This window comes from Edaphobacter sp., assembly GCF_035763405.1.
Taxonomy (GTDB): Bacteria; Acidobacteriota; Terriglobia; order Terriglobales; family Acidobacteriaceae; genus Edaphobacter.
Genome location: NZ_DASUBE010000104.1, coordinates 15,986 through 38,776 on the forward strand (window position 1 = coordinate 15,986; position 22,791 = coordinate 38,776).

The following is a 22,791-nucleotide window of genomic DNA, read 5'->3' on the forward strand; positions in this document are numbered from 1 at the left end:
GGGGCGCAGTGCTTCAGCCCCACGCTAGTCCAGCAAATACAAAGGGCCTTAGCCCCACGTCGGCTTCTACTGAGAGCACGTTTCCCGCAGCCGTCAGTACTACTTCACCGACGAACAAGCGGGTCCCGCGCAGGGCGTCGCATGAGTGGCTGGCTGCGTCGCTACGGGAGTAGCCGTGCTCGCTTTCGCAGGATGCGTCGTAGCAGGCGCAGGCTGGGCCGTTTGTGCGGGCTCTCCTGTCTCGGGAGCCTGTTCCGTACTGCCGACTCCGGCCGTATCATCCTGCTTCGTCTCGGCGCGCTTCGCCCGCTGGACGGGCTTTTCGCGCGGCACAATCACAGGTAGCGTGACCGTATTCGCGGCGGCCGGGTCATCGCGCAGGCGCAGGTAGAAACCGGTCTTCGCGGGCTTCTGCAGCGTCAGCGTGGTTCCAATGAAGCCATCGGGCACCGTGGTGGTCGCGGTAAAGGCGGGGTCCGTGGCGATGGAATCGATCAGGTAGAGTTTGTCGCCGTCCAGCGTGCAGGGAGCCGTGGGGACTGCCGTGCAGTGTACGTCCTTGAGGTCAGGCAGCCGGACGAGCGTGACCAGCGGCAACCAGTCGCCCGAGGTGCCGTCCGGCGCGACGGCCCTCAGGCGTAGCGGCCCAAAGGCCGATGTGCCGAAGCTCTTGAGCGGGTCGAGCGTGCCCAGCAGTGTATGCGGATTCTGCAACACCAGCGTCCCTGCCGCAACCGAGAGCATCGTGTGCAGCGAGTGGTCGGCGTTGGCAATCTCAATCTCGCCATCGCGCGGAAACACATCGGAGGACTTCAGCGAAAAGGTCAACTGCTGATTGATCGGCAGGTCGTCGGGGTCAGCCAGGTGAATGGGCGAGTCGTCCGCAGCCTGAATTTTTTTGCTCAACAGGACGACCGAGGGGCGAGGCTCCGCGACTGTGACCGGCAGCGTGAGCGTGCGCCCGTCGTTCAGCGTGAAGCGGGCCGTGAGCTTTTCACCTTCGTGGAACTTGGGTGTGGGGCTGTCGGGAGGCAGCGACAGCCGCAGCTCGCTGGAGCTTCCCGAGCCTGACGTGTTCGGATATGGCGCTGCCACCGGTGCGAAGATGAGTCCGCCGAAGGCAAGCTGCTTCACCTGGTCGAGGCTCGTCCCGGTCAGCATCGCGGTGGTGTCGCCTGCGTGCAGCATCAGGCCGTCGAGCTTCGCCGGTTCGGAGAACGTCCGCGCCGAGACTGTGACGGGCTGCGCCTCGCCATACTGCCGGATGGCCAGGTGCATCGCGCCGGGATCAAGCGACTTCAGCGATACCGAAACATCGACTGTGTTGGGCTTGTTCGCAGGCTTCCACTGCGTCTCCGCATACGTGCCCGCGGAGGTCTGGAGGGCGATGTTGTTGATGCACGCCGTCCCGGTGGAAGACAGCGTCAGGTGGTTCTCGCGTCCGGCAATCAGAACGCTGTCGGACGCCAGCGTCCAGCCCTTGCCGGGAACGTCCTGCAGCTTCAGCGTGGGCCCGGTGAACTGATCGAAGCCCCAGTATCCACGGATGGTGCCGGTCACTTCGTCAGAGCCGCCGGAGGCCGCCTCCGCCGCGGCCGCTGCCTTGGTTGCCGAAGCGGGGTCGCCCTCGTCGGGCATAGGCAGCGCGCGGCGCATGGGAACCGGCGCAAGCATCAGCCCGCCCTGATACGCATTGGGCGTTACGTCGATGTCCGTGCCTGCTCCGGGGCCATTGATGTGCAGCACAAGGTCGTGCGCAAACGAAGTCGAGAAGACCAGCGGCGCGCCTTCAACGGGCAGCACTACCGAGGGCTTCAGCAGGCAACTGATATGGTTTGGATCGCGTGCGCGCAGTGGCGGCGGCGCGGATGCCTGCACCGCCGGGAGGCCGACGACGATCACCGACTTCGGGTTGGTGAACGACGGGGGAGTGTTGAGCCGCAGGTTCAGGCTGTCGCCGTCCGGGAAGGCGATAGCGGGAATGTACTGGTAGTGCGCCGTGTGCAGGCCTCCCATGATGTGGACCAGGTCCACCACCGCGCCCACGTAGGCGCTGTACGCGCCGCCGCCCGCAATCTGGGTGTAGCTGGCGGTGCGGATCAGGTCGGAGTTGCCGCCGGTGGTCAGCGCGGCCACCATGCTCTGGCCATGACCGTCGTCGAGCAGCGTCTGGTTGCCGCTCTGGGTCAGGCAGGTGTATTGCAGATCGACCGGCTGTTTGAAGCAGTCCTCGTTGGGCTTCAGGCTCAGCGTGCTGGCCAGCAGGTTCGAGTGCGTGAGCAGTGCCTTGGGGTCGCCGGGCGGAACATACCGCATCGAGGCGAGATATTTTTCAATGCGCGCCTGCTCGAATCCGGCCTCGTTCAGGTCCTGCGAGGCCCGGACAAAGGTCCCGGGGCGGCCCCGCACGGTCGAGCGCAGCGTGCTGAAGTCGCCGCCCGTCTCCGGCGCAAGGAAGAGCAGGGCCTGTTGCGCTTCGTTCGGGACAGTGACGTTCACGCCCTCTTCCTGGACCTTCTTGTCCCAGGTCTCGATCCGGTAAAACCACTTGTCGGGAGGCGGGTTGGTCGTTCCGCGCAGAAAGACCACCACCAGCAGATAGTTCACCGACTGCGTGGCAGGCAGGTCCGGATGCAGCCAGAGCCGGTCTCCTGGCTGAAGGTTGGGGACCTCGGCGATGGGCAGGGTCCTGCCCGCGCGGGTGACGTGAATATCCAGCTTTGGCCCCGCCAGATCGAAGCGTCCTGAGTCGGCAAACGCCAACGGAGACATCCAGGCGGACATCAGGAGAAGAAAAAGTGAAATCCTGGCGATGCAGGGCCGCAGAGACATTGCCATCATTCCATCTTAGACGGTCACAGCCCGTCAGCGGATGGCAGCCACACCCGGAAGCAGGGTCGTTACTGGCCGCGTTGCCGGCTCGAAACATGGTCGCCCGCAATCACGCCGTCGCGGATCGTGATGATCCGATGGGCGTACTCGGCGATGTCCGGCTCGTGGGTCACAAGGATGATGGTGTTGCCTTTGGCATGAAGCTCGTCGAAGAGCGCCATAATCTCGTCGCCGGTCTTCGAGTCCAGGTTGCCGGTGGGCTCGTCGGCCAGCAGGATCGAAGGCCGGTTGATGAGCGCCCGCGCGATGGCGACCCTCTGACGTTGACCGCCGGAAAGTTCGTTCGGCTTGTGCATCATGCGCGTGTCCAGGCCAACTGACGTGAGGGCGTCTTTGGCGCGTTCGATGCGCTCGGCTGCCGGAGTGCCGTTGTAGATCAGCGGCAGTTCGACGTTGTGCAGCGATGTGGCGCGTGCCAGCAGGTTGAACGTCTGGAAAACGAAGCCAATCTCTTTATTGCGGATGCGAGCCAGTTCATCATCGTCCAACTCGGAGACATCGTGCCCATTCAGCCAGTACTTGCCCTGCGAAGGCGAGTCGAGGCAGCCGATCAGGTTCATCAGCGTCGATTTGCCCGAGCCCGACGGTCCCATGATCGAGACATACTCGTTATGCCGGATGCGCAGGTTGACGCCGCGCAGCGCATGGACCTGCTGGTCGCCCATCTCATAGGTCTTCCACAGGTTGTCGGTGACGATGACTTCTCCGTCGCGCGGACCGGAGGCATTGGTGCTCAGCACTGGGGCGTCAACTGCGGTTTCGATGGCCATCCGGTTCTCCGGTTCCTGCATGTCTCAGCATAGTACGTTCGTAGTGCGGCAGCGGTTCCCGTTTCCGGCGGCCGACTCCCGCAAGGCACTGGCGGCCGCTGGCCTGCGACTGCCGTTACGAATTGTCGGTCGCGCCCGCTACCTCGGGCGTGTTATCTCGTTTGACGGTTGTTCCGCTCTTCAGGGTGCGCAAAACTTTGTACCGGCCCGTGACAATCTCGTCCCCAGCCTTCAGCCCGCTCAGCACCTGGATGTCGGTCGCTCCCGAAACGCCGGTAGTGACCGGCACAAAGACCACGCGCAGCCGCTTGTGTTCTTCGCGCAGCACGTAAACGCCCTGCACAACCTGAGGCTTGCTGGTATCGCTGGTCGAGGCGTTCACGACGCTGGTCGGCATCTTGCCGTTGTTCTTCTCCAGCAGCTTCTCGGCAGCCGGGTCGCGCTGCACCAGCGCCTGAATCGGGATCGTCAGGGCGTTCGGGATGTTCGCCGTCGTGATCTTCGCCGTGGCGGAGAGGCCCGGGCGGAGTTCATCCGAGGGGTTATCAAGCGTGACGATGACCTTGAAGTCCTTGGCCTCTTCCGTGCCGGTCGTGCTCTGGCTGGTGGCAATGCCGGTCGTGCGCAGCAGCGCCTGGTCGCCGACCTCGGTGACGTGGCCCTTGAAGACCTTGCCCGGCAGGGCATCGACCGTCACATCCACCGGCTGGTTCAGCGCAACGTTCACAATGTCCGTCTCATCCACCTTCACCTCGGCCGTGATGACGGACATATCGGCCAGCGTCATCAGCGTCGAGCCCTCTGCGTTCTGAATGCCGACGACGACCGTCTCCCCCTCGCGCACCGGCACGTTGGTGACGAGCGCGTCGAACGGCGCGCGGCTGATTGTCTTGTCCAGCGCGTCGTAGTTGGACCGCTGGCTGGCCTCGGCCTGGTTCACGTGTGCGCGCTGCGACTGGGTCTGGGCAATCGACTGCGTCAGCGCCGCCTGCCGCTGCGCCAGCGTGGCCACGGCCATGTCGTAGGCTGCCTTCTTCGAGTCGAAGTCCTGCTTGGCAATCAACTGGTCTTTGTAGAGAGCCTGCGCGCGAACGAAGTCGAGGTCCTTCTGTTCCAGGTCCGCCTTGGCCTGGGAGACATTCGCCTCGGCGGTCTTCTCGGCGGCCAGAAAGCTGGCAACGTCCGTCTTCGAGGAGGCGATGGCTGCCTGCTGTGCGGCCACGGTTGCCGTGGGCTGGACGTTTTCAACCTGAGCCAGAACCTCGCCCTTCTTCACGTGATCGCCCTCTTTGACGTAGAGGTGCGTGATGCGGCCAAAGGCGGTCGCGCCGACATTAACGTAGGTTTTGGGTTTGATCTGACCGGTGCCGCTGACAATGGAGACCAGGTCCTGATGGACGGCCTTGCCGGTGGCGACCTTGGTGACGTTGGCCCGGTTGTGAACGACCGTGCCGATGACGATGCCAGCCAGAACCAGGACCACAACTACAACCAGAATAATCTTCTTCGCGCTCATCGCTGCTTTCTTGCGCGTGCCTCCATGCCGGGCCGCGCGTTCTCGAAATGACTTCACCGGATGGAAGTACGGAAAAGAGCTGACCTGTGTTCCATGTGCGACTACCTATTTTATCCGTGGTCGCGTCTATCTAGCTATGGGGCAAGACATTGCCGTACCGGCCTGGGAGCATGGCGGGCTTCCGCCGAGAGATACCGGCTAACACGTTTTATTGTGCACGGTTCACGGCGGGGCGGCAAGTTCGTTTCACGGCCTTGTACGGGGAATATAACCGCTCTACAATGAATGTTGCGACAGGAGTCCACCCCGATTATGAATACGGTACGGCGTTTGGTGTCAGGCATGGCTTTGCTCTCCCTTTTCTGCATGGGGGCGCAGTTACTGCCAGCCCAGGACGCAGGCACGAACGCCGATGGCGTGACCCAGGGCCAACCCACGGTCGAAAAGCCCGACCCGCTCAAGCGGCCCCTCACCGACAAGGAGCGCCGCGCCCAGCAGAAGGCCCTCAAGGGCGAGCTGCACGGTTTCTATAAAAAGTGGGTCGATCAGGACGTCCGCTGGATCATCACCGACACCGAGCTTCAGGCATTCAAGAGCCTGAGCAACGACGAGGAGCGCGACCAGTTCATCGAAAACTTCTGGCTCCGCCGCAACCCGAACCCGGACTCCCCTGAGAACGAATACCGGGATGAGTACTACGCCCGCATCGCCTACGCGAACGACCACTTTGCTGCCGGTAAGCCGGGCTGGATGACCGACCGCGGCCACATCTATATTGCCTACGGCAAGCCCGACAGCATCGACTCGCACCCCAGCGGTGGCAGCTACGAGCGGCCCATGGACGAGGGCGGCGGCGAGACCTCCACCTTCCCGTTCGAGATCTGGCACTACCGCTACATCGCGGGCATTGGCGACAACATCGACATCGAGTTTGTCGATACCTGCATGTGCGGCGACTATCACATGACCATCGACCGCTCCGAGAAGGACGCCCTCAAGCACGTCCCCGGCGCGGGCCTCACGCTCTACGAGGAGCAGGGCCAGTCCTCCAAAGCGGACCGCTTCAACGGCGGCGGCCTCGAACAGCTCGGCAAGGGTCCGATGAGCGCCGAGAACCAGAGCAAGCAGTTCGACCGGCTCGACCGCTACGCCAAGCTGATGGCCGCCCCCGAGATCAAGTTCAAGGACATGGACGAGTACATGACCACGTCCAAGATCCTCAGCGGGCCTCCTTTCCTGTTCAACGTCCGCACCGACTACGTGAAGGTCACGAACGACACCGTCCTCGTGCCGCTCACGCTCCAGATTCGCGTCGGCGACATCACCTTTAACACCAAGGACGGCGTCTCCACGGGCACGGTCAATATTCTGGGCCGCATCTTCAATATGACGCATCGCCCCATCCAGACCTTCGAGGACACGGTCAACGTTCAGGTCCCCAGCGAGCTGCTGGGTCGCGAGCAGAACGGCCAGCGCGTCTACTGGAAGGCGCTGCCGCTGCGTCCGGGTCTGTACAAGGCCGTCATCATCATCAAGGATGTCAATAATCCTGACCACATCGGGCGCTGGGAGCGCAGCATCAACGTGCCCCGTTACGACGATGACCATCTGGCCGCATCTACCTTGATTCTGGCCGACCAGATGGAGCGGGTGCCCTCTAAAGACATCGGAGCAGGCAACTTCGTCATCGGAAACACCCGGATTCGTCCCCGGGTTTCCACAGGCGGCGGCCAGCCCGTCATTTTTCATCGTGCTCAGAACTTGAATTTCTGGATGCAGGTGTATAACCTCGGTATCGACGAAAAAACCAAACATAACGGGGCCACGATTCAGTACCAGATTCAGGACATGAGCACCAACAAGACCGTCCTGACCGCAGAGGATTCGACCTCGAAGATGAACCCGAACGCGGATCAGGTCACGATCGAGAAGAGTTTGCCGCTGGCAAGCCTGGAACCTGGCAAGTATCAGGTGACGATCAAGGTGGACGACGGCATTACGAAGCAGCAGATCGCAGAATCTGCGCCGTTTGTGGTGAACTAGCCAGGAGCGCATCCAATGGCATGACGGTCGCGCAGATTAAAACAGCGACGGCCGGTAGCCAGCGTGAACTGCAAGCTTCGCACCCAGCTTTCCGGGCGCGGTCATATTCGGAGCGGCCTCGGCGCGCAGGAAGACGAACTGTGCAACGAACCCAGGTGAAGATCGTACTTCTGGCACTGATGCTGATCGCGGCATCTGCTAGCGAAGCCGTCGCTCAGGGAGCCACTGTCTCCGGCGTGGTTCGTGATGCGCAAGGTGTTGCACAGATGGGCGCTCTGGTGCAGGTACTCTCACCAAACTCATCCATGGCGGGGGCAGCGTTCACCGACCTGCACGGTCGCTACCTCATCGCCAATCTCGTCCCGGGCAGATACAACGTCAAGGCCAGTGCCGCATTATTCATGCCTGCGATGCGGGGCAACCTGCGTCTGCGAACAGGCGCCGAGGCAGTCGTCAACCTCACGCTCAATACGCTCTTCGAGCCGGCTGCGTGGCTGCCGGTCGAGCGCCGCAAAGCCGACGAGCCGGACGACGACTGGAAGTGGACGCTCCGTTCGGCTGCGAACCGGCCGATTCTGCGGCTGGCCAATGACCGCAATTCGATGGAGATTTCGTCGAGCCTCCGCGAACCTGCTCATCACACCGCGCGCGCCCGGGCCTCGATCACGGCGGGCGACGGCGGCTTCGGAGCAAATGGAATCCACAATGTTCTGATGGTGAACCGCGGGCTCGACGACGGCGCGAACGTCGTGGTGCGGGTAGACTACGGAACGATGGGGCGGCCTTATACGGGCGGACCGTCCTCGACCATCGCTGCCGGGTACGGGCGCGACCTCGGATTTGCCGGGGCGCAGCGGACGCTGGTCAGCTTCCAGTCGCATCCGGAGCTGGTCGGCTCGGGCAACGCGAACGGACTGGGCGCTGTGCAGATGACCAGCGCCGAGAAGATCAAGGTTGCCGGGGCAGACGTCGAGGCGGGCAGCTCGCTCTACCTCATCCGCACGACTGGCTACACGACCGCGATGCGGCCCTTCCTGAAGATAACGGCGCATCCTTCGGGCTCGTGGACGGTGGGCTACCGGATGGCCACCTCGCAGGATGTTCAATCCTACGCGGGCCTGGATGCGGTCGAACCGGCTGTGCCGGTGGCGATCTCTTCCCGGGGACGCCTGCGGACGGCGGCGGGGCGGCATCAGGAGCTGGCCGTCGGTCACAAGGCAGGACGGGGCGAAGTTCGGGTTGCGTACTACATCGATTCGCTGGATCGCATGATCGTCGCGGGCGGAGGCGCGCTGACGGCCGCCGATGTGCAGGGCTTCACGAGAAACTCTCAGGGCGGCATCCTGGCGGATGCGACGACCGGCGACTTCCGCGTGCTTGGCCCGGGCTACCATACGCGCGGCGTCAACATCACCGTCTCCGAGCCGCTGACTCCTGCAATGTGGCTGGCGCTGGCTTACAGCACGGGCGCTGGGCTCTCGGCGCGGGACGAAGGAGCGTTGACGCTCCAGACGGTCGAGACGAACCTGGCTCCTGAGATGTCTCAGACGCTGACGCTGGCGGTGAAGGGCAAGGTGATTCACTCGGGAACGAACGTGCGAGCGTCCTACCGCTGGCAGCCCGCGCGGGTGGTGACGGCGGTTAATCCTTACGGAGCCTTCGGCGACCAGGCGTACTTCAGTTGCTATCTGCGGCAGGCGATTCGGCTGGGCAGGCTGCTTCCGGCGGGCATGGAAGCGACAGTGGACATCACTAACCTGCTCGCTCAGGGCTACCGTCCGGTCATCACGCAGGACGGTCACATGCTCTTTCTCGCTCAGGCTCCGCGGACCATCCGGGGCGGCCTCGCGTTCAACTTCTAGACCGGTACCCCCTCCCTATATTAGTACTCAAAGTCCTTTGAACAAAGGAGTTAGGTTCGGACTATCTGCGCACGTTTCGTGCCAAAAGGGAAAGCCCGGGCTGCGCCGGGCTTTTGTCTTTCCTCTGATTTAAGGTTATCAGCGGTGTCAAGGGGCGGGTGTGGAAATGGGTGGTTGGATGTGTCGGGTTTGCGGAGGGGTGAAGATGTTGCTTGGCGCGGGGAGAAATACGGGGGTCTCTCCGCTACGGCGGCAAAAGGCGCCGTCTTCGGTCGAGATGACGTGGTGGAGCGGCGTGCAAAACGCGATGCCGTCGGTCGAGATGACGTGGTGGAGTGGCGTGCAAAACGCGATGTCTTCGGTTGAGATGACGTGGTGGAGTGGCGTGCAAAACGCGATGCCGTCGGTCGAGATGACGGGGGTTGGGTGGCGCGCTGTAGGCGGCACGTTAGCATAGTTGGGTGAGCTATCGGTTTTCCGCGAGGACAGGATGGGATGTTCGAGAGAGCGCATTTGCGGCGGCAGTCCGTGAGGCGCGGGCTGCTGGCCGTCCTTTGATTGACCTGACCGTCTCGAACCCGACCGTTTGCGATTTCCGCTATGACGCGGAGGAGCTGCTTCCGCCGCTGGTCGATCCTGCCGCGCTCGCCTATGACCCTGACCCGCTCGGGCTGCGGTCGGCGCGTGAGGCAGTGGCGCAGTACTACCGGGGACACGATGCTGCGGTCAACGCCGGCGAGCTGGTGCTGACGACCAGCACCAGCGAGGGCTACGGATTCCTCTTCCGGCTGCTGTGCGATGCGGGCGACGACGTGCTGGTGGGGCAGCCGAGCTATCCGCTCTTCGACTTTCTGGCCGATCTCGAAGACGTGAAGCTCCGGCCTTACCCTCTTTTTTACGATTATGGGTGGCACATCGATTTTGCCGCGCTCGAAGCGAGCATTGGGCCGCGCACGCGGGCGGTGGTCGTGGTGCATCCCAACAACCCGACCGGCCATGCGACCGGGGCCGCCGAACGCGCGCGGCTGGAGCGGCTTTGCGCTGAGCATGGGCTGGCCCTGATTGTGGATGAGGTTTTTCTGGACTACCCGCTGGAGGCGGAGGCCGCGCTGGAGAGCTTCGCCCGCGGCCCGCATCCGGTGCTGACGTTCGTACTGAGCGGGATGAGCAAGATCGCCGGGCTGCCCCAGATGAAGGCTGCCTGGATTGCCGCGCTCGGCCCCGAGGGGGCGCGGAGGCAGGCGCTCGACCGGCTGGAGGTGATCGCCGACACCTTCCTTTCGATGAACGCTCCGGTGCAATTGGCGCTGCCCGCATGGCTCGCCGGACGGCGGGCGGTTCAGGCGCAGATCCTGCAACGGGTGCGGCGCAACCTGACCGCCGCCCAAGCGAGCGCGGTCGAAGTGCTGCGGGCCGAGGCGGGTTGGTGCGCCATCCTGCGTCTGCCCCAGACCGGGCCGGACGCGGCGGGGGAGCTGCTCCGGCAGGCCGATGTGGTGGTGCATCCGGGGTCGTTCTATGGCATTGCCGAGGCAGGCCGGGTGGTGGTCAGCCTGCTTGGCCCTGAGGCTGAGTTTCGAGAGGGAATGGGACGGATTGCGGCCGGGCTGGGGTGAACCTAGTTAGGTACTGCCTCATGCGATGCTTCTAATGTGCGGCATTTAGTAACCGCTGTATGTTTATGAAACTAAATGCTTATACTGTTTATGGCATGAAGAGTGTTTTCTGCGATGAAGGATGAAAGGCCCGGGGCTGAAGCGGTTTCTATATTGGGTGGAGCCCGGCGCGGGGCGATGTGAAACGCAGATTCTCTTCGGGAATGACAACAAAAAAGCGAAGGCAGAGACGAACGCAGATTCCCTTCGGGAATGACAACAAGAAAAGGGAGTGCAAAGGCGAGATGCAGATTCCCTTCGGAAATGACAACAAGAAAAGGGAGTGCAAAAGCGTGATGCAGATTCCCTTCGGGAATGACAACAAAAAGGCGGAGACTCCTTGGGGGTGAGCTCCTTGGGGGCGAGGAGTTCGCTGGGGTTACACCTCGGGGGAAATTAGCTATCAAGCCCGCGCTCATCCTCAGAGATTTTGCAGGAAGGGGTTGGATTCTCGCTCGGCGGCGAGGGTCGTGGCGGGGCCGTGTCCGGGGAGGACAGTGGTGTCTTCAGGCAGGGGCAGCAGGCGTTCGCGGATGGAGGTGAGGAGGGTGCGCAGGTCGCCGCCGGGGAGGTCGGTGCGGCCGATGGAGCCGGCAAAGAGCGTATCCCCGGCGAGCAGCAGCGACTGGCTCGGAAGGTAGAGGCTGACGCTGCCTTCGGTGTGGCCGGGGGTGTGGAGGACGGAGCCGGTGATGCCGCCGATGTCGATGACCTTGCCTTCGTCGAGGGTGTCGTCGGGGGCGGGCACGTCGGGCGTTGGAATGCCGAGCCATCCGGCCTGCTGATCCATGATCCTGACCAGGGCGAGGTCGTGCCGGTTGTAGAGGATGGGCGCTCCAGTGAGCTGTTTGAGGCGGGCAGCCCCGGCGATGTGGTCGATGTGGGCGTGGGTAATGAGGATCTGCTTCACCGTGAGGCCGTGCTTTTGGACGGCGGCCATGATGCGGGCGATGTCGCCGCCCGGATCGACCACGATGGCCTCGCGCGTGGCTTCATCTCCGAGGATGGAGCAGTTGCACTGAAGCGGGCCGACGGCGAGGATTTCGTGGATCATGGTGGACCCTCAAAACGAAAGATGCGCAAGCCGGAGGGCCTGCGCATTGGGTAAATCGGAGCGTCCCGTTACTTTTTCGGCTGGCTCTGCTACTTCTTCGGCTGGCTCTGCGTGACGGGGTGGCTGGATGCGCCGGAGAGGACGGAGTGTTCGCCGGAGGTGCGGGCGAGCATGACGGTCAGGGTGAGTGACGTGACCATGAAGATGGCAGCGCCCCATGCGGTGAGCTTGGTGAGCACGCTGGCCGATTTGCGTGGGCCGAAGGCGGTCTGCGAACCCTGGCCGCCGAAGGCACCGGCGAGATCGGCGGAGCTGCCCTGCTGCATAAGAATGATGCCCACAAGCATGAGCGAGACGATGATATGGATGACGAGGACGAAGTAGAACATGGTGCGGCTGTATGACCTCTTGGCCCGGAGACGGGGCTTCCGGAGAAATGTGTGGAGTGGTGCGGAGGAGGGGACTTGAACCCCTATGCCTTGCGGCGCTAGCACCTCAAGCTAGTGCGTCTGCCAATTTCGCCACCTCCGCAGTGTCGGCGCTCGAGGCCGATGCGGGAACCATCCGAAGCTAAGTATAGCATCCCGTTGCGGCTGCCGGACAAGCCGCGCTTCAAGCGGTGTCATCGGGGAGAAACGATTTGCGCGCAGACGATAAGATGGGTTCGACCAGATTCAGCCAAACGGAAGGAGTACCCTCCATGGTGTTTGACCTGCGCCGTGTTGTACTGCCTGTGCTTCTGCTGACGCTTTTTGTGCCGCTGTCGATCGGGCAGCGGGCCTCGACCCCGGCGCAGTGGAGGGCCGAGTGGATCGCTACGCCGGATGGCCCGGCGCGCGACTTCGATGTGGCCTACTTCCGCAAGACGCTGACGCTGGACCATGTGCCGGGCGAGTTCGTCGTCGATGTCAGCGCCGACACGCGCTTCGAGCTGCATGTGAACGGGCGGCGCGTGGGCGCGGGGCCTGCGCTGGCCGATGTGCATCATTGGAGGTACGAGGTCTACGATCTCGCAGGGTATCTGCACCCGGGCGAGAACACCATTGCGGCGATTGTGTGGAACTATGGCGCGGGCGCGGCGGTCGCGCAGATGAGTGCGCGGACGGCGTTTCTGCTTTCGGCTGAAGACGCGGCGAATGCGGCCATCGATACGGACAGGACATGGCAGACGAGCCACGACGGCGGGCGCGCGCTTGGCTCGCTGCGTGCGCTGGGATATTACGCAGCCGGGCCGCCCGAGGTGATGGACGGCACAAAGATGCTGTGGGGATGGGACGAGGCCAACGCTCCCGGCCAATGGAAGCCTGCGCGCCCCATTGGACACGCGGCGCCGCGCGGTGCGCAGGACAGCCCGACGCCGTGGATGCTGGTCAAGGACGAACTGCCGCCGATGCAGTACACGCCCGAGTCGGCGGGGCATGTGGTGCGCGTGACGGGGGCGGATGCGTCGCTGGCGAAGTCGCTGGATGCGGCGGTGACGATTCCCGCTCACGCCGACGTGGTCATTCTGCTGGACCACGACGTGTTGACGACGGCGTATCCGGAGATTGAGCTCGACGGCGGGGCGGGCGCGACGGTGTCGATGACCTACGCGGAGGCGCTCTACGATGCGGAGGGGCACAAGGGCAATCGCAACGAGGTTGCGGGACGCCACATTGCGGGTGTGCGCGATGTTGTCTTCAGCGACGGGCACGCGCGTGCGTATCGAACACTGTGGTGGCGCACGTGGCGGTATCTGCAGGTCGAGGTGACGACGGGCGACCAGCCGCTGACCATCGAGCGGCTGCGCGGTTTTTATAGTGCGTATCCGTTCAAGGCGGTGGCGCGGTTTTCGAGCGACGATCCTGAACTCGAAAAGATATGGCAGACAGGCTGGCGCACGGCGCAGCTCTGCTCGCATGAGACGTATATGGATACGCCTTACTGGGAGCAGTTGCAGTACGTCGGCGACACGCGCATTCAGGCGCTGATCTCGTATGGCGTCACGGGTGACGACCGGCTGGCGCGGCAGGCGCTTGCGGCTTTTTATGATTCGCGTCTGCCGGAGGGGCTGACGCAGAGCCGCTATCCGTCGCATCTGACGCAGATGATTCCGCCGTTCTCGCTGATGTGGGTGGGGATGCTGCGCGACTATTGGCAGTACCGCGACGATCCCGCGTTTGTCGCGTCGCTGTTGCCGGGGACGCGCGGCGTACTCGACTGGTTTGCAGCGCGGCAGCGGCCGGATGGACTGCTGGGACACATTGAGTGGTGGCCGTTTGTCGATTGGAGCCCGCCGGACTTCAAGGGCGGCGTGCCTCCGCAGCAGGCCGATGGCGGTTCGTCCGCGCTGACGCTGCAATATATCGAGGCGCTCCACGATGCGGCGGCGATGGAGGATGCGCTTGGCGAGAAGTTTCGCGGGGACGAGTACCGCGAAAAGGCCGGCCGCGCGGCAAAGGCGCTGATGCTGCTGAACTGGAGTCCCGAGGCGGGATTGCTTGCGGACACGCCAGCGAAGGACCACTTCAGCCAGCAGGCCAACTCGCTGGCGGTGTGGCTCGATGTGATTCCGCGCGAACGGCAGCAGGCGGTGATGGAGAAGGTGCTGGGCGTCGATGCGAACGGCGCGGCCTCGCCATCGACGACGCCGATGTCGAAGGCGAGCTACTACTTCCGCTTCTATGTCGCGCGGGCGATGGTCCATGCAGGGCTGGGAGATTTGTACGTGCAGGAGCTGAAGCCGTGGCGCGACATGCTCGCGCTTGGTCTTTCCACGTGGGCCGAGACGCCGGAGCCGACGCGCTCGGACTCGCACGCATGGAGCGCGCATCCGACGCTCGATCTGATGACAATCGTCGCGGGCATCGAGCCGGGCTCGCCGGGCTTCGCCAGCGTGGCCATCACGCCGCACCCTGGCCCACTGCACCAGGTTTCGTCTACGATGCCGACGCCGCACGGTCTCGTCGAGGCAAGTTACAACAAGGAAGGGAACCAGTGGAGTGCGGAGATTACGCTGCCTGCAGGCGTCTCGGGCACGCTCAACTGGCACGGGAAGATCACGCCGCTGCATTCGGGGGCGCAGACGCTCGCGCTCGCGCCTTAGGGTATTCCCTGAAACTGTAGGCCGGTCCGGCCCGATGGAAACGCAGATTCCCTTCGGGAATGACAACAAAAGGTGCGGCCCGATGGAGACGCAGATTCCCTTCGCGAATGACAACAAAAGTGCGGGCCGATGCGAGACGCAGATTCCCTCGGCTAACGGAGGACGGTCAACGGACCTGAGTCGTCCGCGCGGCTTGTTTTGATGGAAGCGAGTCGCGGATTGCCTGATACAAATCCGACGTTCCACACCGGCGACTGTAGCTGCGGCATGGGCTTGGCATGAAAGAGGCGGCGGCACAGTCGCGCCGTCCACCGCGCCCATTTCTCTGACTTCTTTTTTCGCGCGCTGTCGGTGGCGAGACCGGTGCTGGCGTACATCTGCCGATAGAGCCGCGAGATGAAGGTGAAGGCGAGCCGTGCGCGCAGGTCCGGCGTGCAGTCGGCTCTGCGCCAGATGGCGCTCCAACTGTAGAAGCGGTCCCAGACCGTCTGCGTGAGCACGCGAATTTCTTCGAAGCTCATCGTGGGATGCGGGATGAACAGCTTGGGGCGCATGGCACTGGGAATGAGCCAGTAGCGCGTGATGGGCACGCCGCCGATGATGGTCGGATGCTCGGCCTGCTCCTTCTCCCAGCGTGCGAAGTCCACGGTGCCGGGCAGCGGATTGAGCATGACGAACTGCGCAAAGCTGATGCCTGCCTTGAGGGCCAGCTCCGCCGTCGCATCAAACGACGCGGGCGTGTCGGTCGGAAGGCCGAAGATAAACGAGCCGAGCACATGCACGTGATGTTCCTTGAAGGTTTGCAACCGCTTCGCCAGCGCGTCGCCGGAGTAGTTGAAATCCTTGAAGACGGCCTTCAATCCTTCGGGCGTCACGGATTCGACGCCGACGAGCGCGCCCTTGATGTGGGCCCTCTGCATCGCGTCCAGATACTCTCCGTCTTCGGCTGCCTCCATCGTGATCTGCGTGAAGAATGCGAGATCGCCGGGGAGCCGGGCGAGTTCTTCCATCAGCAGGAAACGGTCGGAGCGAATGCGGTTAAGATCATCCAGTCTGGCTTGATTGTTCTGCTCGCGCGCAAGTCGTAAATCGGTGAACGAGACGGGATAGAAGTTGTCGTCGGCGAGCGCGATGAAGCGGAAGCCCATGCGCCTGAGCGCGACGATCTCGTCGATGACGGTTTGGTAGGGGCGCTGCCTGGGACGCTGCCCATCGGTACGCCACACGCTGCAAAACGAACAGTGCTTCGGGCAGCCGCGCGTGGTTTGGACCGAGGCCCACATGTAGCGATCGCGCGGCATCAGGTCCCAACGCGCGGGCAGAAAGTCCGCGCCTTCCAGATGTCCGCCCGCATAGATCTTTTCCGGCGCGCCCGCCATGCAGCCTGCGACGGCCCTGCCCCACGCGAGATCGCCGTCGCCGGTGACGACGGAGTGTGCCTGTCCGTGCTCGAAGACCTCGTCTGGATAGAGCGTTGCGTGGATGCCGCCATAGACGACCCACGCGCCGCGCTGGCGAGCCATGCGGCCCACTTCGTATCCGCGAAATGCGTTGCCGGTGTGGATGCCGATGCCGACGATGTCTCCCGGCGCAATGCTGGCGGGCAAGACCTTCTCCAGGCATTCATCGACCACAATCGGGTTGCCCAGGTCACGGGGCGTTGCGGCTGCAATCACGAACAGCCATCTCGGAGTAATGACCGCAGTGCCGAACGAGTTGTCGCTCGGATTGATGAGATGAATTCGAATTGGGCACAGCCTTCCTGCTTCGAGAAAGGACTCAGGAGATGGCCATGGCAAAGTATATTGTGCCGTTCAAAGTCGTAAAGCCAATGCCAGCAATGTGCCTCAATCGGGTCGAGTCATTCATTTCAAAGGGCCATCCGGGGGCCGTGTCCCGAAGTGTGTTGCTCTCTGTTCTGATGGCGAGGGGAGCGCTGGAGTTGTCGCCGGAGCAGTATTTGCCCGGAACATTTTTGCGCTTGATGTTTTCAGCGATGCCGCCGCGTCTCAAAGCAGATCGGGATGCGTTTGCGAAATCTTTCCGATCAGCTCGCCGAAGAGGGTGTTGGCCCAGGCAAACCACGGCCGCGTGAACTGCCTGGGATCGTCTTTGGAGTAGCTCTCGTGCATGAAGCCGGAGCCCGCGGCTGAAGTCTTCAGCATCGCAAGTGAGTGGCGAATCTCGTCCGGGCTGGTGCTGGTCAGTGCGTAGATCATCTGCGACATGGGCCAGATCATGTCCTTGCCCACGTGCGGGCCGCCGATGCCTTCGCCCGCCGTTCCGCGAAAGAACCACGGATTGCGCTCGCTCCAGCAGAAGGCGCGTGTGCGCGCATAGAGCGACGCAAGTGGAGAGCTTTCGAGATACGGCAGGCTGAGCAGACTGGGCACGTTGGCGTCGTCCATCAGAAGCCGGCTGCCGTAGCCATCCACTTCGTAGGCCCAGATGGTGCCTTCGGGAGTAACGGCAACAGCGTATTTGGCAAGCGCATGTTCCACCTCGTTCGCAAGCGCGGTGGCTTCGTTTGCAAGTGCATCGTCGTGGAGGATGGCGTGGGCCATCGCCGCAAGCTGGCGGAGCGATGTGACCGCGAACAGGTTCGACGGCACGAGGAAAGGGAAGATGCACGCATCGTCCGATGGCCGAAAGCCCGACGCGATGAGCCCCACGGGGCGCACGGGATTGCCATAGCCCGCGGCGGGCAGCGTCTCGGTCGAAACATCCGAGTCGCGCTGGAAGTGATATGACCCATCGCCGCGTTTGCGCTGCTGGGTGCGAAAGGTTGCGACCACGAGATGCATCGCGCTCTGCCATTGGGCGTCGAAGGGTGCGGTGTCGCCGGTCTGCTTCCAGTATCCATGCGCCAGGCGAATGGGGTAGCAGAGCGAATCGATCTCCCACTTGCGTTCGCCTACGCCTCGCTTCATCTCGGTCTTGTCGCTGCGGCTCCATGGCAGCGGCGTCGCGTTGAGGTCTACCATGAAGGCGTTCGCGTAAGGGTCGATGAGGATGCAGCGCGCCTGGCGGCGGATGACGCCTTCGATCAGTCGTTGGAGCGCGGGGTCTTTCGTGGCCAGCGGAAGATACGGCCACACCTGCGCGGAGGAGTCGCGCAGCCACATGGCGGCGATGTCGCCGGTGACGACCGCCGTGTCGGGCTTGCCGTCGTAGGTGCCGGGCTCAACCGTGGTGTCGAGCGTGTTCGGAAAGCAGTTGCTGAACAGCGAGGCGAGCGCGGGATCGGCGATACGCTTCTGCGTTTCGGTGATGTATTGCTCGACGGCGCGGCTGGTGAACTTGCGGTCGGCAGGCGATGGGCGGCCTTTCGACATGTCCCATGGAATGTGCGGGGGGTCGTCGGCGGAGAGAGATGGAGTCGCGTTGAATAATCCTGTGCCGAGTGCGGTTAGACCAGCGACCTGTAAAAACTCGCGCCTTCGCCATGCTGTGCTCAGTGTTGTCTCATCCATGTTGGTTGGGTGTCCTTGTCTTCATTGCTTCGCAGAACGTTCAGCATTCGAGCGGCGGCGGAGAAGAAAAGCATACCTCAGCGGCTCGGGCCGAGTTGAAGGTGCAACGGTTGCGGCACGGCTCAAGCCGTGTCCCTCAACAAGGCGAGAGTAGTCTCGCGTCTGTGAACTTGCACCACTTCAAATCAGATATATTTTCGCGTTCGGCTCTGGCCGTTTGCCGATTGTCGTGCGGTTCTGGCAGAATACTGAAACTGCGGTATGGTACCGCTATCATATTCAGCGTCACGGAGTCCGCCTAGTGATCTCGCGCAGGAATTTCTTGCAGTCTGCCTCAGCCGCATGTTTTGTCAGCAGCCTTTCCACGTCCGCCAAGGCGGGCATCGCGAAGAAGAGCACGGCACAGGAAGACCCGCTCCAGTGGGTCGAGCAGCGCACAGCGACCGGCGGCCACGGACACTGCTTTCCCGGCGCGTCGATGCCCTTCGGCGCGGTGCAGTTGAGCCCTGACACGTTCAACGACGGCTGGGACTGGTGCTCGGGTTATCACTACTCCGACACGTCGATCATGGGCTTCAGCCACACGCACCTGAGCGGCACCGGCTGTGGCGACCTGCTCGACTTTCTCGTCATGGCGGGCACCGGCAAGGCTCACACCAGGCCCGGCACGCGCGAGAACCCCGACGAAGGCTACCGCTCGCGCTTCGACCACGCCGACGAGAAGATGGAGCCCGGCTACTACTCCGTCATCCTGAAGGACTACAAGATTCGCGCCGAGATGACGACGACCGACCGCGCGGGCATTCATCGCTACACGTTTCCGGCGAGCGATCAGGCATATCTCATCCTCGACTTGAAGCATGGCTACGGCGGCGGCGACGGCCCGGTCACTTCAGCAGATCTGCGCCAGACCGCGCCCGATACGCTTGCGGGCGGACACATTACCTCCGCGTGGGGGCCGAATCGTCACGCTTACTTCTCGATGAAGGTGTCGAAGAAGCCCGAGCGCATCGTCTTCTACAAAGACGACGCAGAGGTTGCCGCGCCCGCAGCGGGTACGGACCTGACCGGAAAAAATCTGAAGGCGGTGCTCTACTTTAAGACACGCGCCAACGAGGTCATCCATGTGAAGACCGGCATCTCCGCCGTGAGTGCGGAGAATGCACAGAAGAACGTCGCCGCCGAGGTGCCTGCGTGGGACTTCGACAAGGCGCGCCGCGCGGCGAAGATTGCGTGGCGCAGGCAGATCTCGAAGATCCAGATCGAGACCGCGAACGAGACACACAAGCGCACGTTCTATTCGTCGCTGTACCACATGTCGCTCGGCCCCACGCGCTTCGACGACGTGGACGGACGCTATCGCGGCATGGACAACGAGATTCACACGCTCAAGCCGGGCGAAGAGAACTACACCACCTTCTCGCTGTGGGATACCTATCGCGCTGCGCACCCGGCCTACACGTTCATCGAGCAGGAGCGCGTGCCGCAGTTCGTCAACACGCTCATCCGCATGGCAGAGGAAAGCCCCGAGGGAATGCCCATCTGGCCGCTGTACGGCCGCGAGACCGGCACCATGACCGGCTACCACTCCGCCGCCGTCATCGCCGAGGCGTGCGTGAAGAACTTTCCCGGCATCGACTGGGAGCGCGCCTACAAGCCCATGATGAAGCGCGCCATGGTGGACGACTGGCGCGGACTGGGTTGGTATCGCAAGCTCGGCTACATTCCCGCCGATAAGGAAGGCGAGTCGGTGTCGAAGGCGTTTGAGTACTGCTACGACGACTGGGCCATCGCGCATGTCTCGAAGAAGCTGGGCAAGAACGACGACGCGGCGATGCTCGTCAAGCGCTCGACCGGCTACCGCAACTACTTCGATCCTTCCGTTGGCTTTATGCGTCCCAAGCTTGCCGACGGCACGTGGACCACACCCTTCACGCCCATCGAGATGGGCCACTCGAAAGAATGGCGCGACTACACGGAGTCGAACCCGTGGCAGACCACCTTCGCCGTGCAGCACGATGTCGCCGGGCTGATCGCGCTCTTCGGCGGCAACGAGCCGTTCGTCGCCAAGCTCGACGGCCTCTTCAACGCGCCCTCTGACCTGCCGCCCGATGCGCCGCCCGACATCGCCGGACTGGTGGGCCAGTATGCGCACGGCAACGAGCCCTCGCACCACATCGCCTACATGTACGTGTATGCGGGCGCGCCGCATAAGACGCAGGCCCGCGTGCGCAGCCTGCTCGAAACCATGTACGCGCCCACGCCCGACGGCATCCAGGGCAACGAAGACGTGGGCCAGATGTCGGCCTGGTACATCCTCTCCTCGCTCGGCTTCTATCCGGTGGGCGCGGCCAGCGGACACTACTGCCTCGGCTCGCCGCTCTTCGACCGCGCGGTGATGAATCTTGGCAAGGGCAGGGAACTCAAGATCGAAGTTCACCGTACTCATCCTGAGCACCAGTACATCCAGTCGTTCACGCTGAACGGCAAACGGCAGGATCGCGTCTGGTTCGATCACAGCGAGGTGGCTCAGGGCGGCAGCCTGGTCTTCGAGATGGGGCCAGAGCCGAACCTTACTCTGGGGGCCGATCCGGCTTCGTACCCGCCGTCGCTTGATCTGTAACTGCAAGAGAGAGCGCGAAATTGCGTCTATATCGTCAATTTAATGATTAATTGAAGATTATTTCTTCAATTCCTGCGCGTTTTCGTGTATACCAGAAGTGCGTCTCGACGCAGATTTTCAGATTGCAAGGGTGCCGGGGGCGGTTTGCAGTGTGCCGCGCCCCAGGCGGGTGGTCTTCATGGGCAGCATTGTCTTCGAGCTTTGCGCAGAGAGTATTCAGGCGTGTCTGGCGGCGCGCGAGGGCGGCGCGCATCGCATCGAACTCTGCTCGGCGCTGAGCGAAGGCGGCCTGACCCCGAGCCACGCGCTGATTGAGGTCGCGGTCCAGCGCAGCGGCCTGCCTGTGCACGTGCTGCTGCGCCCTCGCGGCGGCGACTTCGTGTACTCCGCCGACGAGTTTCAGTTGATGCGCAATGACCTCGTCCATGCGCGGCGGCTTGGGGCGAAGGGCTTCGTGCTCGGAATGTTGCAGGCGGACGGCCGCGTCGACATCGAGCGTACCCGCGAGATGGTTGCTCTGGCCGCGCCGCTGGAGATGACCTTCCATCGCGCCTTTGACTACACCGCCTCGCTCGATCAGGCGCTGGAAGACATCATCGCCAGCGGATGCCATCGTGTGCTGACCTCGGGCGGCGAGCCGGATGTCGTTGCCGGGGCCGCGACGCTCGCGCATCTGGTCACGCAGGCTGCGGGGCGCATCGAAATCGCCGTCGGCGGCGGCCTGCGTCTGGCGGACGCGGCCCGGCTTGCGCACTCGACCGGAGCGAGCCACTTTCACGGCTCGTTGCGCCGCGTCCAGCCGGGAGCGAACGGCCAGTACCGCAACTGGGCCATCGAAGAGTCGGACGAAGACGGCCCCGCCGCGCGCTTCATTGTCGAGCCCGGCGACGTGCGCGCCATGATCGAAGCGCTGCGCGCCTCGGGCAACGGTTTAGTGGGTAGGGGCTGAACTGCCGCCAATGCATCTGATCATTTGGTGACGCTCTCGTCGTGTATTCTCTTGAAGATGACGCCAGCAATGAGTTCTCTCCTCGCTTCGGCCGGTGGGGCAGTCGTGGGCAGTCTTTTTACGGCCGGGGCTACCTTATGGAATCTGAAAAAGGCTCGGAGCCTGAGCAGAGCGAAGTTTCTCTATGACCTGCACAAGGATTTCTTTGTCGATGAGACATACAGGTCTGCCCTCAATCATCTGGATGACTCCGACAACACCATCAAGGGCCTTGTACAGAAGGAAGATGCAAAATTACTTCAACTGCTGAATGCCTTTGAGTTGGTGGCTTATTTTGTCAAGACCAGGGAATTGGAAGAGAAAGACGCGGAGGCGCTTCTGGGCTACTATCTCGATTGCTTTCAAAAGCACCCAAGTCTCAGCGATTATATTAATGACAAGAGTAAGAGCTTTGAGACGTTAAGGACGTTTGTGTCACGGAGGAAAAATCCGCATGGTGCATAAGCTCTTTGTTTACGGCACGCTCCATCCCAGCGCAGCCCCTCCCGAGGTTCGCGATGACGTGCGCCGGTTTCGCCTGGAAGGAAAGGGCACGATCAGGGGCAAGAGGCTGGATTTCGGAGAGTATCCCGGTGTGGTGCTGGAGCGGGGTGCCGGCGAGGTTTCAGGGCACATCTTTTCTATTCCGTCCGATCCGAAGTTGCTGGAACGGCTCGATCATTACGAAGAATATTTTGCCGATGACCCGAAAAGCAGCATTTTCCTCCGCAAGCTTGTCAACGTAAGGCGGGAAGACGGCACAACTGAGCGGTGCTGGGCTTATGTTCTTAATCCTTCCTGCTTGGAACGTCTCCCCTCCGCGAGTTAAA

The 22,791-nt window shown here is 62.8% G+C and carries 16 protein-coding genes and 1 tRNA gene; 9 read left to right on the plus strand and 8 right to left on the minus strand.

Annotated elements, in window-relative coordinates:
- Positions 1–99 precede the first annotated feature (99 nt).
- The 3 genes from VFU66_RS10725 to VFU66_RS10735 form a co-directional block, all read right to left on the minus strand.
- Positions 100–2,832: a hypothetical protein gene (locus tag VFU66_RS10725; protein WP_326446246.1), complete on the minus strand. Its 2,733-nt coding sequence runs from the start codon at positions 2,830–2,832 to the stop codon at positions 100–102.
- 68 nt (positions 2,833–2,900) lie between these two features.
- Entirely contained in the window at positions 2,901–3,662 is a 762-nt protein-coding gene (locus tag VFU66_RS10730) for an ABC transporter ATP-binding protein (RefSeq protein WP_326446247.1), read from the minus strand.
- Between the two features lie 115 nt (positions 3,663–3,777).
- Positions 3,778–5,178 (minus strand): efflux RND transporter periplasmic adaptor subunit, encoded by a 1,401-nt coding sequence (locus tag VFU66_RS10735; RefSeq protein WP_326446248.1) that lies wholly within the window; start codon positions 5,176–5,178, stop codon positions 3,778–3,780.
- A gap of 342 nt (positions 5,179–5,520) precedes the next feature.
- Here VFU66_RS10735 and VFU66_RS10740 point away from each other — a divergent pair, with 342 nt between their 5' ends.
- From VFU66_RS10740 to VFU66_RS10755, 4 genes are all read left to right on the plus strand, one after another.
- Entirely contained in the window at positions 5,521–7,221 is a 1,701-nt protein-coding gene (locus VFU66_RS10740; RefSeq protein WP_326446249.1) for a GWxTD domain-containing protein, read from the plus strand.
- A gap of 155 nt (positions 7,222–7,376) precedes the next feature.
- A complete protein-coding gene (locus tag VFU66_RS10745; protein WP_326446250.1) occupies positions 7,377–9,083 on the plus strand; it encodes a carboxypeptidase-like regulatory domain-containing protein in 1,707 nt (568 codons plus the stop codon).
- 199 nt (positions 9,084–9,282) lie between these two features.
- A complete protein-coding gene (locus VFU66_RS10750) occupies positions 9,283–9,540 on the plus strand; it encodes a hypothetical protein (RefSeq protein WP_326446251.1) in 258 nt (85 codons plus the stop codon).
- Positions 9,541–9,544: 4 nt separating this feature from the next.
- Complete coding sequence (locus VFU66_RS10755; protein WP_326446252.1) at positions 9,545–10,699, plus strand: pyridoxal phosphate-dependent aminotransferase; 1,155 nt, start codon at positions 9,545–9,547, stop codon at positions 10,697–10,699.
- Positions 10,700–11,159: 460 nt separating this feature from the next.
- Here the strand turns inward: VFU66_RS10755 and VFU66_RS10760 are convergent, their stop codons facing one another.
- The 3 genes from VFU66_RS10760 to VFU66_RS10770 all read right to left on the minus strand — a co-directional run bounded on the left by VFU66_RS10760 (position 11,160) and on the right by VFU66_RS10770 (position 12,323).
- A complete protein-coding gene (locus VFU66_RS10760; protein WP_326446253.1) occupies positions 11,160–11,792 on the minus strand; it encodes an MBL fold metallo-hydrolase in 633 nt (210 codons plus the stop codon).
- A gap of 89 nt (positions 11,793–11,881) precedes the next feature.
- Entirely contained in the window at positions 11,882–12,181 is a 300-nt protein-coding gene (secG, locus tag VFU66_RS10765; RefSeq protein WP_326446254.1) for a preprotein translocase subunit SecG, read from the minus strand.
- Between the two features lie 57 nt (positions 12,182–12,238).
- Positions 12,239–12,323 (minus strand) — tRNA-Leu (locus tag VFU66_RS10770).
- Positions 12,324–12,492: 169 nt separating this feature from the next.
- Between VFU66_RS10770 and VFU66_RS10775 the strand changes: the two genes are divergently transcribed.
- Positions 12,493–14,877 (plus strand): alpha-L-rhamnosidase-related protein, encoded by a 2,385-nt coding sequence (locus tag VFU66_RS10775; RefSeq protein WP_326446255.1) that lies wholly within the window; start codon positions 12,493–12,495, stop codon positions 14,875–14,877.
- A 152-nt stretch (positions 14,878–15,029) separates the two neighbouring features.
- Here VFU66_RS10775 and VFU66_RS10780 read toward each other — a convergent pair whose 3' ends face one another.
- Together VFU66_RS10780 and VFU66_RS10785 are read right to left on the minus strand one after the other, a co-directional pair.
- Positions 15,030–16,553 carry a B12-binding domain-containing radical SAM protein gene (locus tag VFU66_RS10780; RefSeq protein WP_326446256.1) on the minus strand — a complete coding sequence of 508 codons (1,524 nt, stop codon included), beginning with the start codon at positions 16,551–16,553 and terminating at the stop codon, positions 15,030–15,032.
- Positions 16,554–16,886: 333 nt separating this feature from the next.
- The gene (locus tag VFU66_RS10785; RefSeq protein WP_326446257.1) at positions 16,887–18,350 is read right to left on the minus strand and encodes a glycoside hydrolase family 125 protein; all 1,464 of its coding nucleotides are present in this window, start codon (positions 18,348–18,350) and stop codon (positions 16,887–16,889) included.
- 322 nt (positions 18,351–18,672) lie between these two features.
- On the opposite strand from VFU66_RS10785, the gene VFU66_RS10790 reads away from it, so the two are divergent.
- The 4 genes from VFU66_RS10790 (at position 18,673) to VFU66_RS10805 (ending at position 22,790) form a co-directional block, all read left to right on the plus strand.
- Positions 18,673–20,973: a GH92 family glycosyl hydrolase gene (locus tag VFU66_RS10790; protein ID WP_326446258.1), complete on the plus strand. Its 2,301-nt coding sequence runs from the start codon at positions 18,673–18,675 to the stop codon at positions 20,971–20,973.
- 178 nt (positions 20,974–21,151) lie between these two features.
- The gene (locus tag VFU66_RS10795; protein WP_326446259.1) at positions 21,152–21,922 is read left to right on the plus strand and encodes a copper homeostasis protein CutC; all 771 of its coding nucleotides are present in this window, start codon (positions 21,152–21,154) and stop codon (positions 21,920–21,922) included.
- 69 nt (positions 21,923–21,991) lie between these two features.
- Complete coding sequence (locus tag VFU66_RS10800; protein WP_326446260.1) at positions 21,992–22,426, plus strand: hypothetical protein; 435 nt, start codon at positions 21,992–21,994, stop codon at positions 22,424–22,426.
- A complete protein-coding gene (locus VFU66_RS10805; RefSeq protein ID WP_326446261.1) occupies positions 22,416–22,790 on the plus strand; it encodes a gamma-glutamylcyclotransferase family protein in 375 nt (124 codons plus the stop codon). Before VFU66_RS10800 ends, VFU66_RS10805 begins: the two co-directional genes overlap by 11 nt.
- Position 22,791 lies beyond the last annotated feature (1 nt).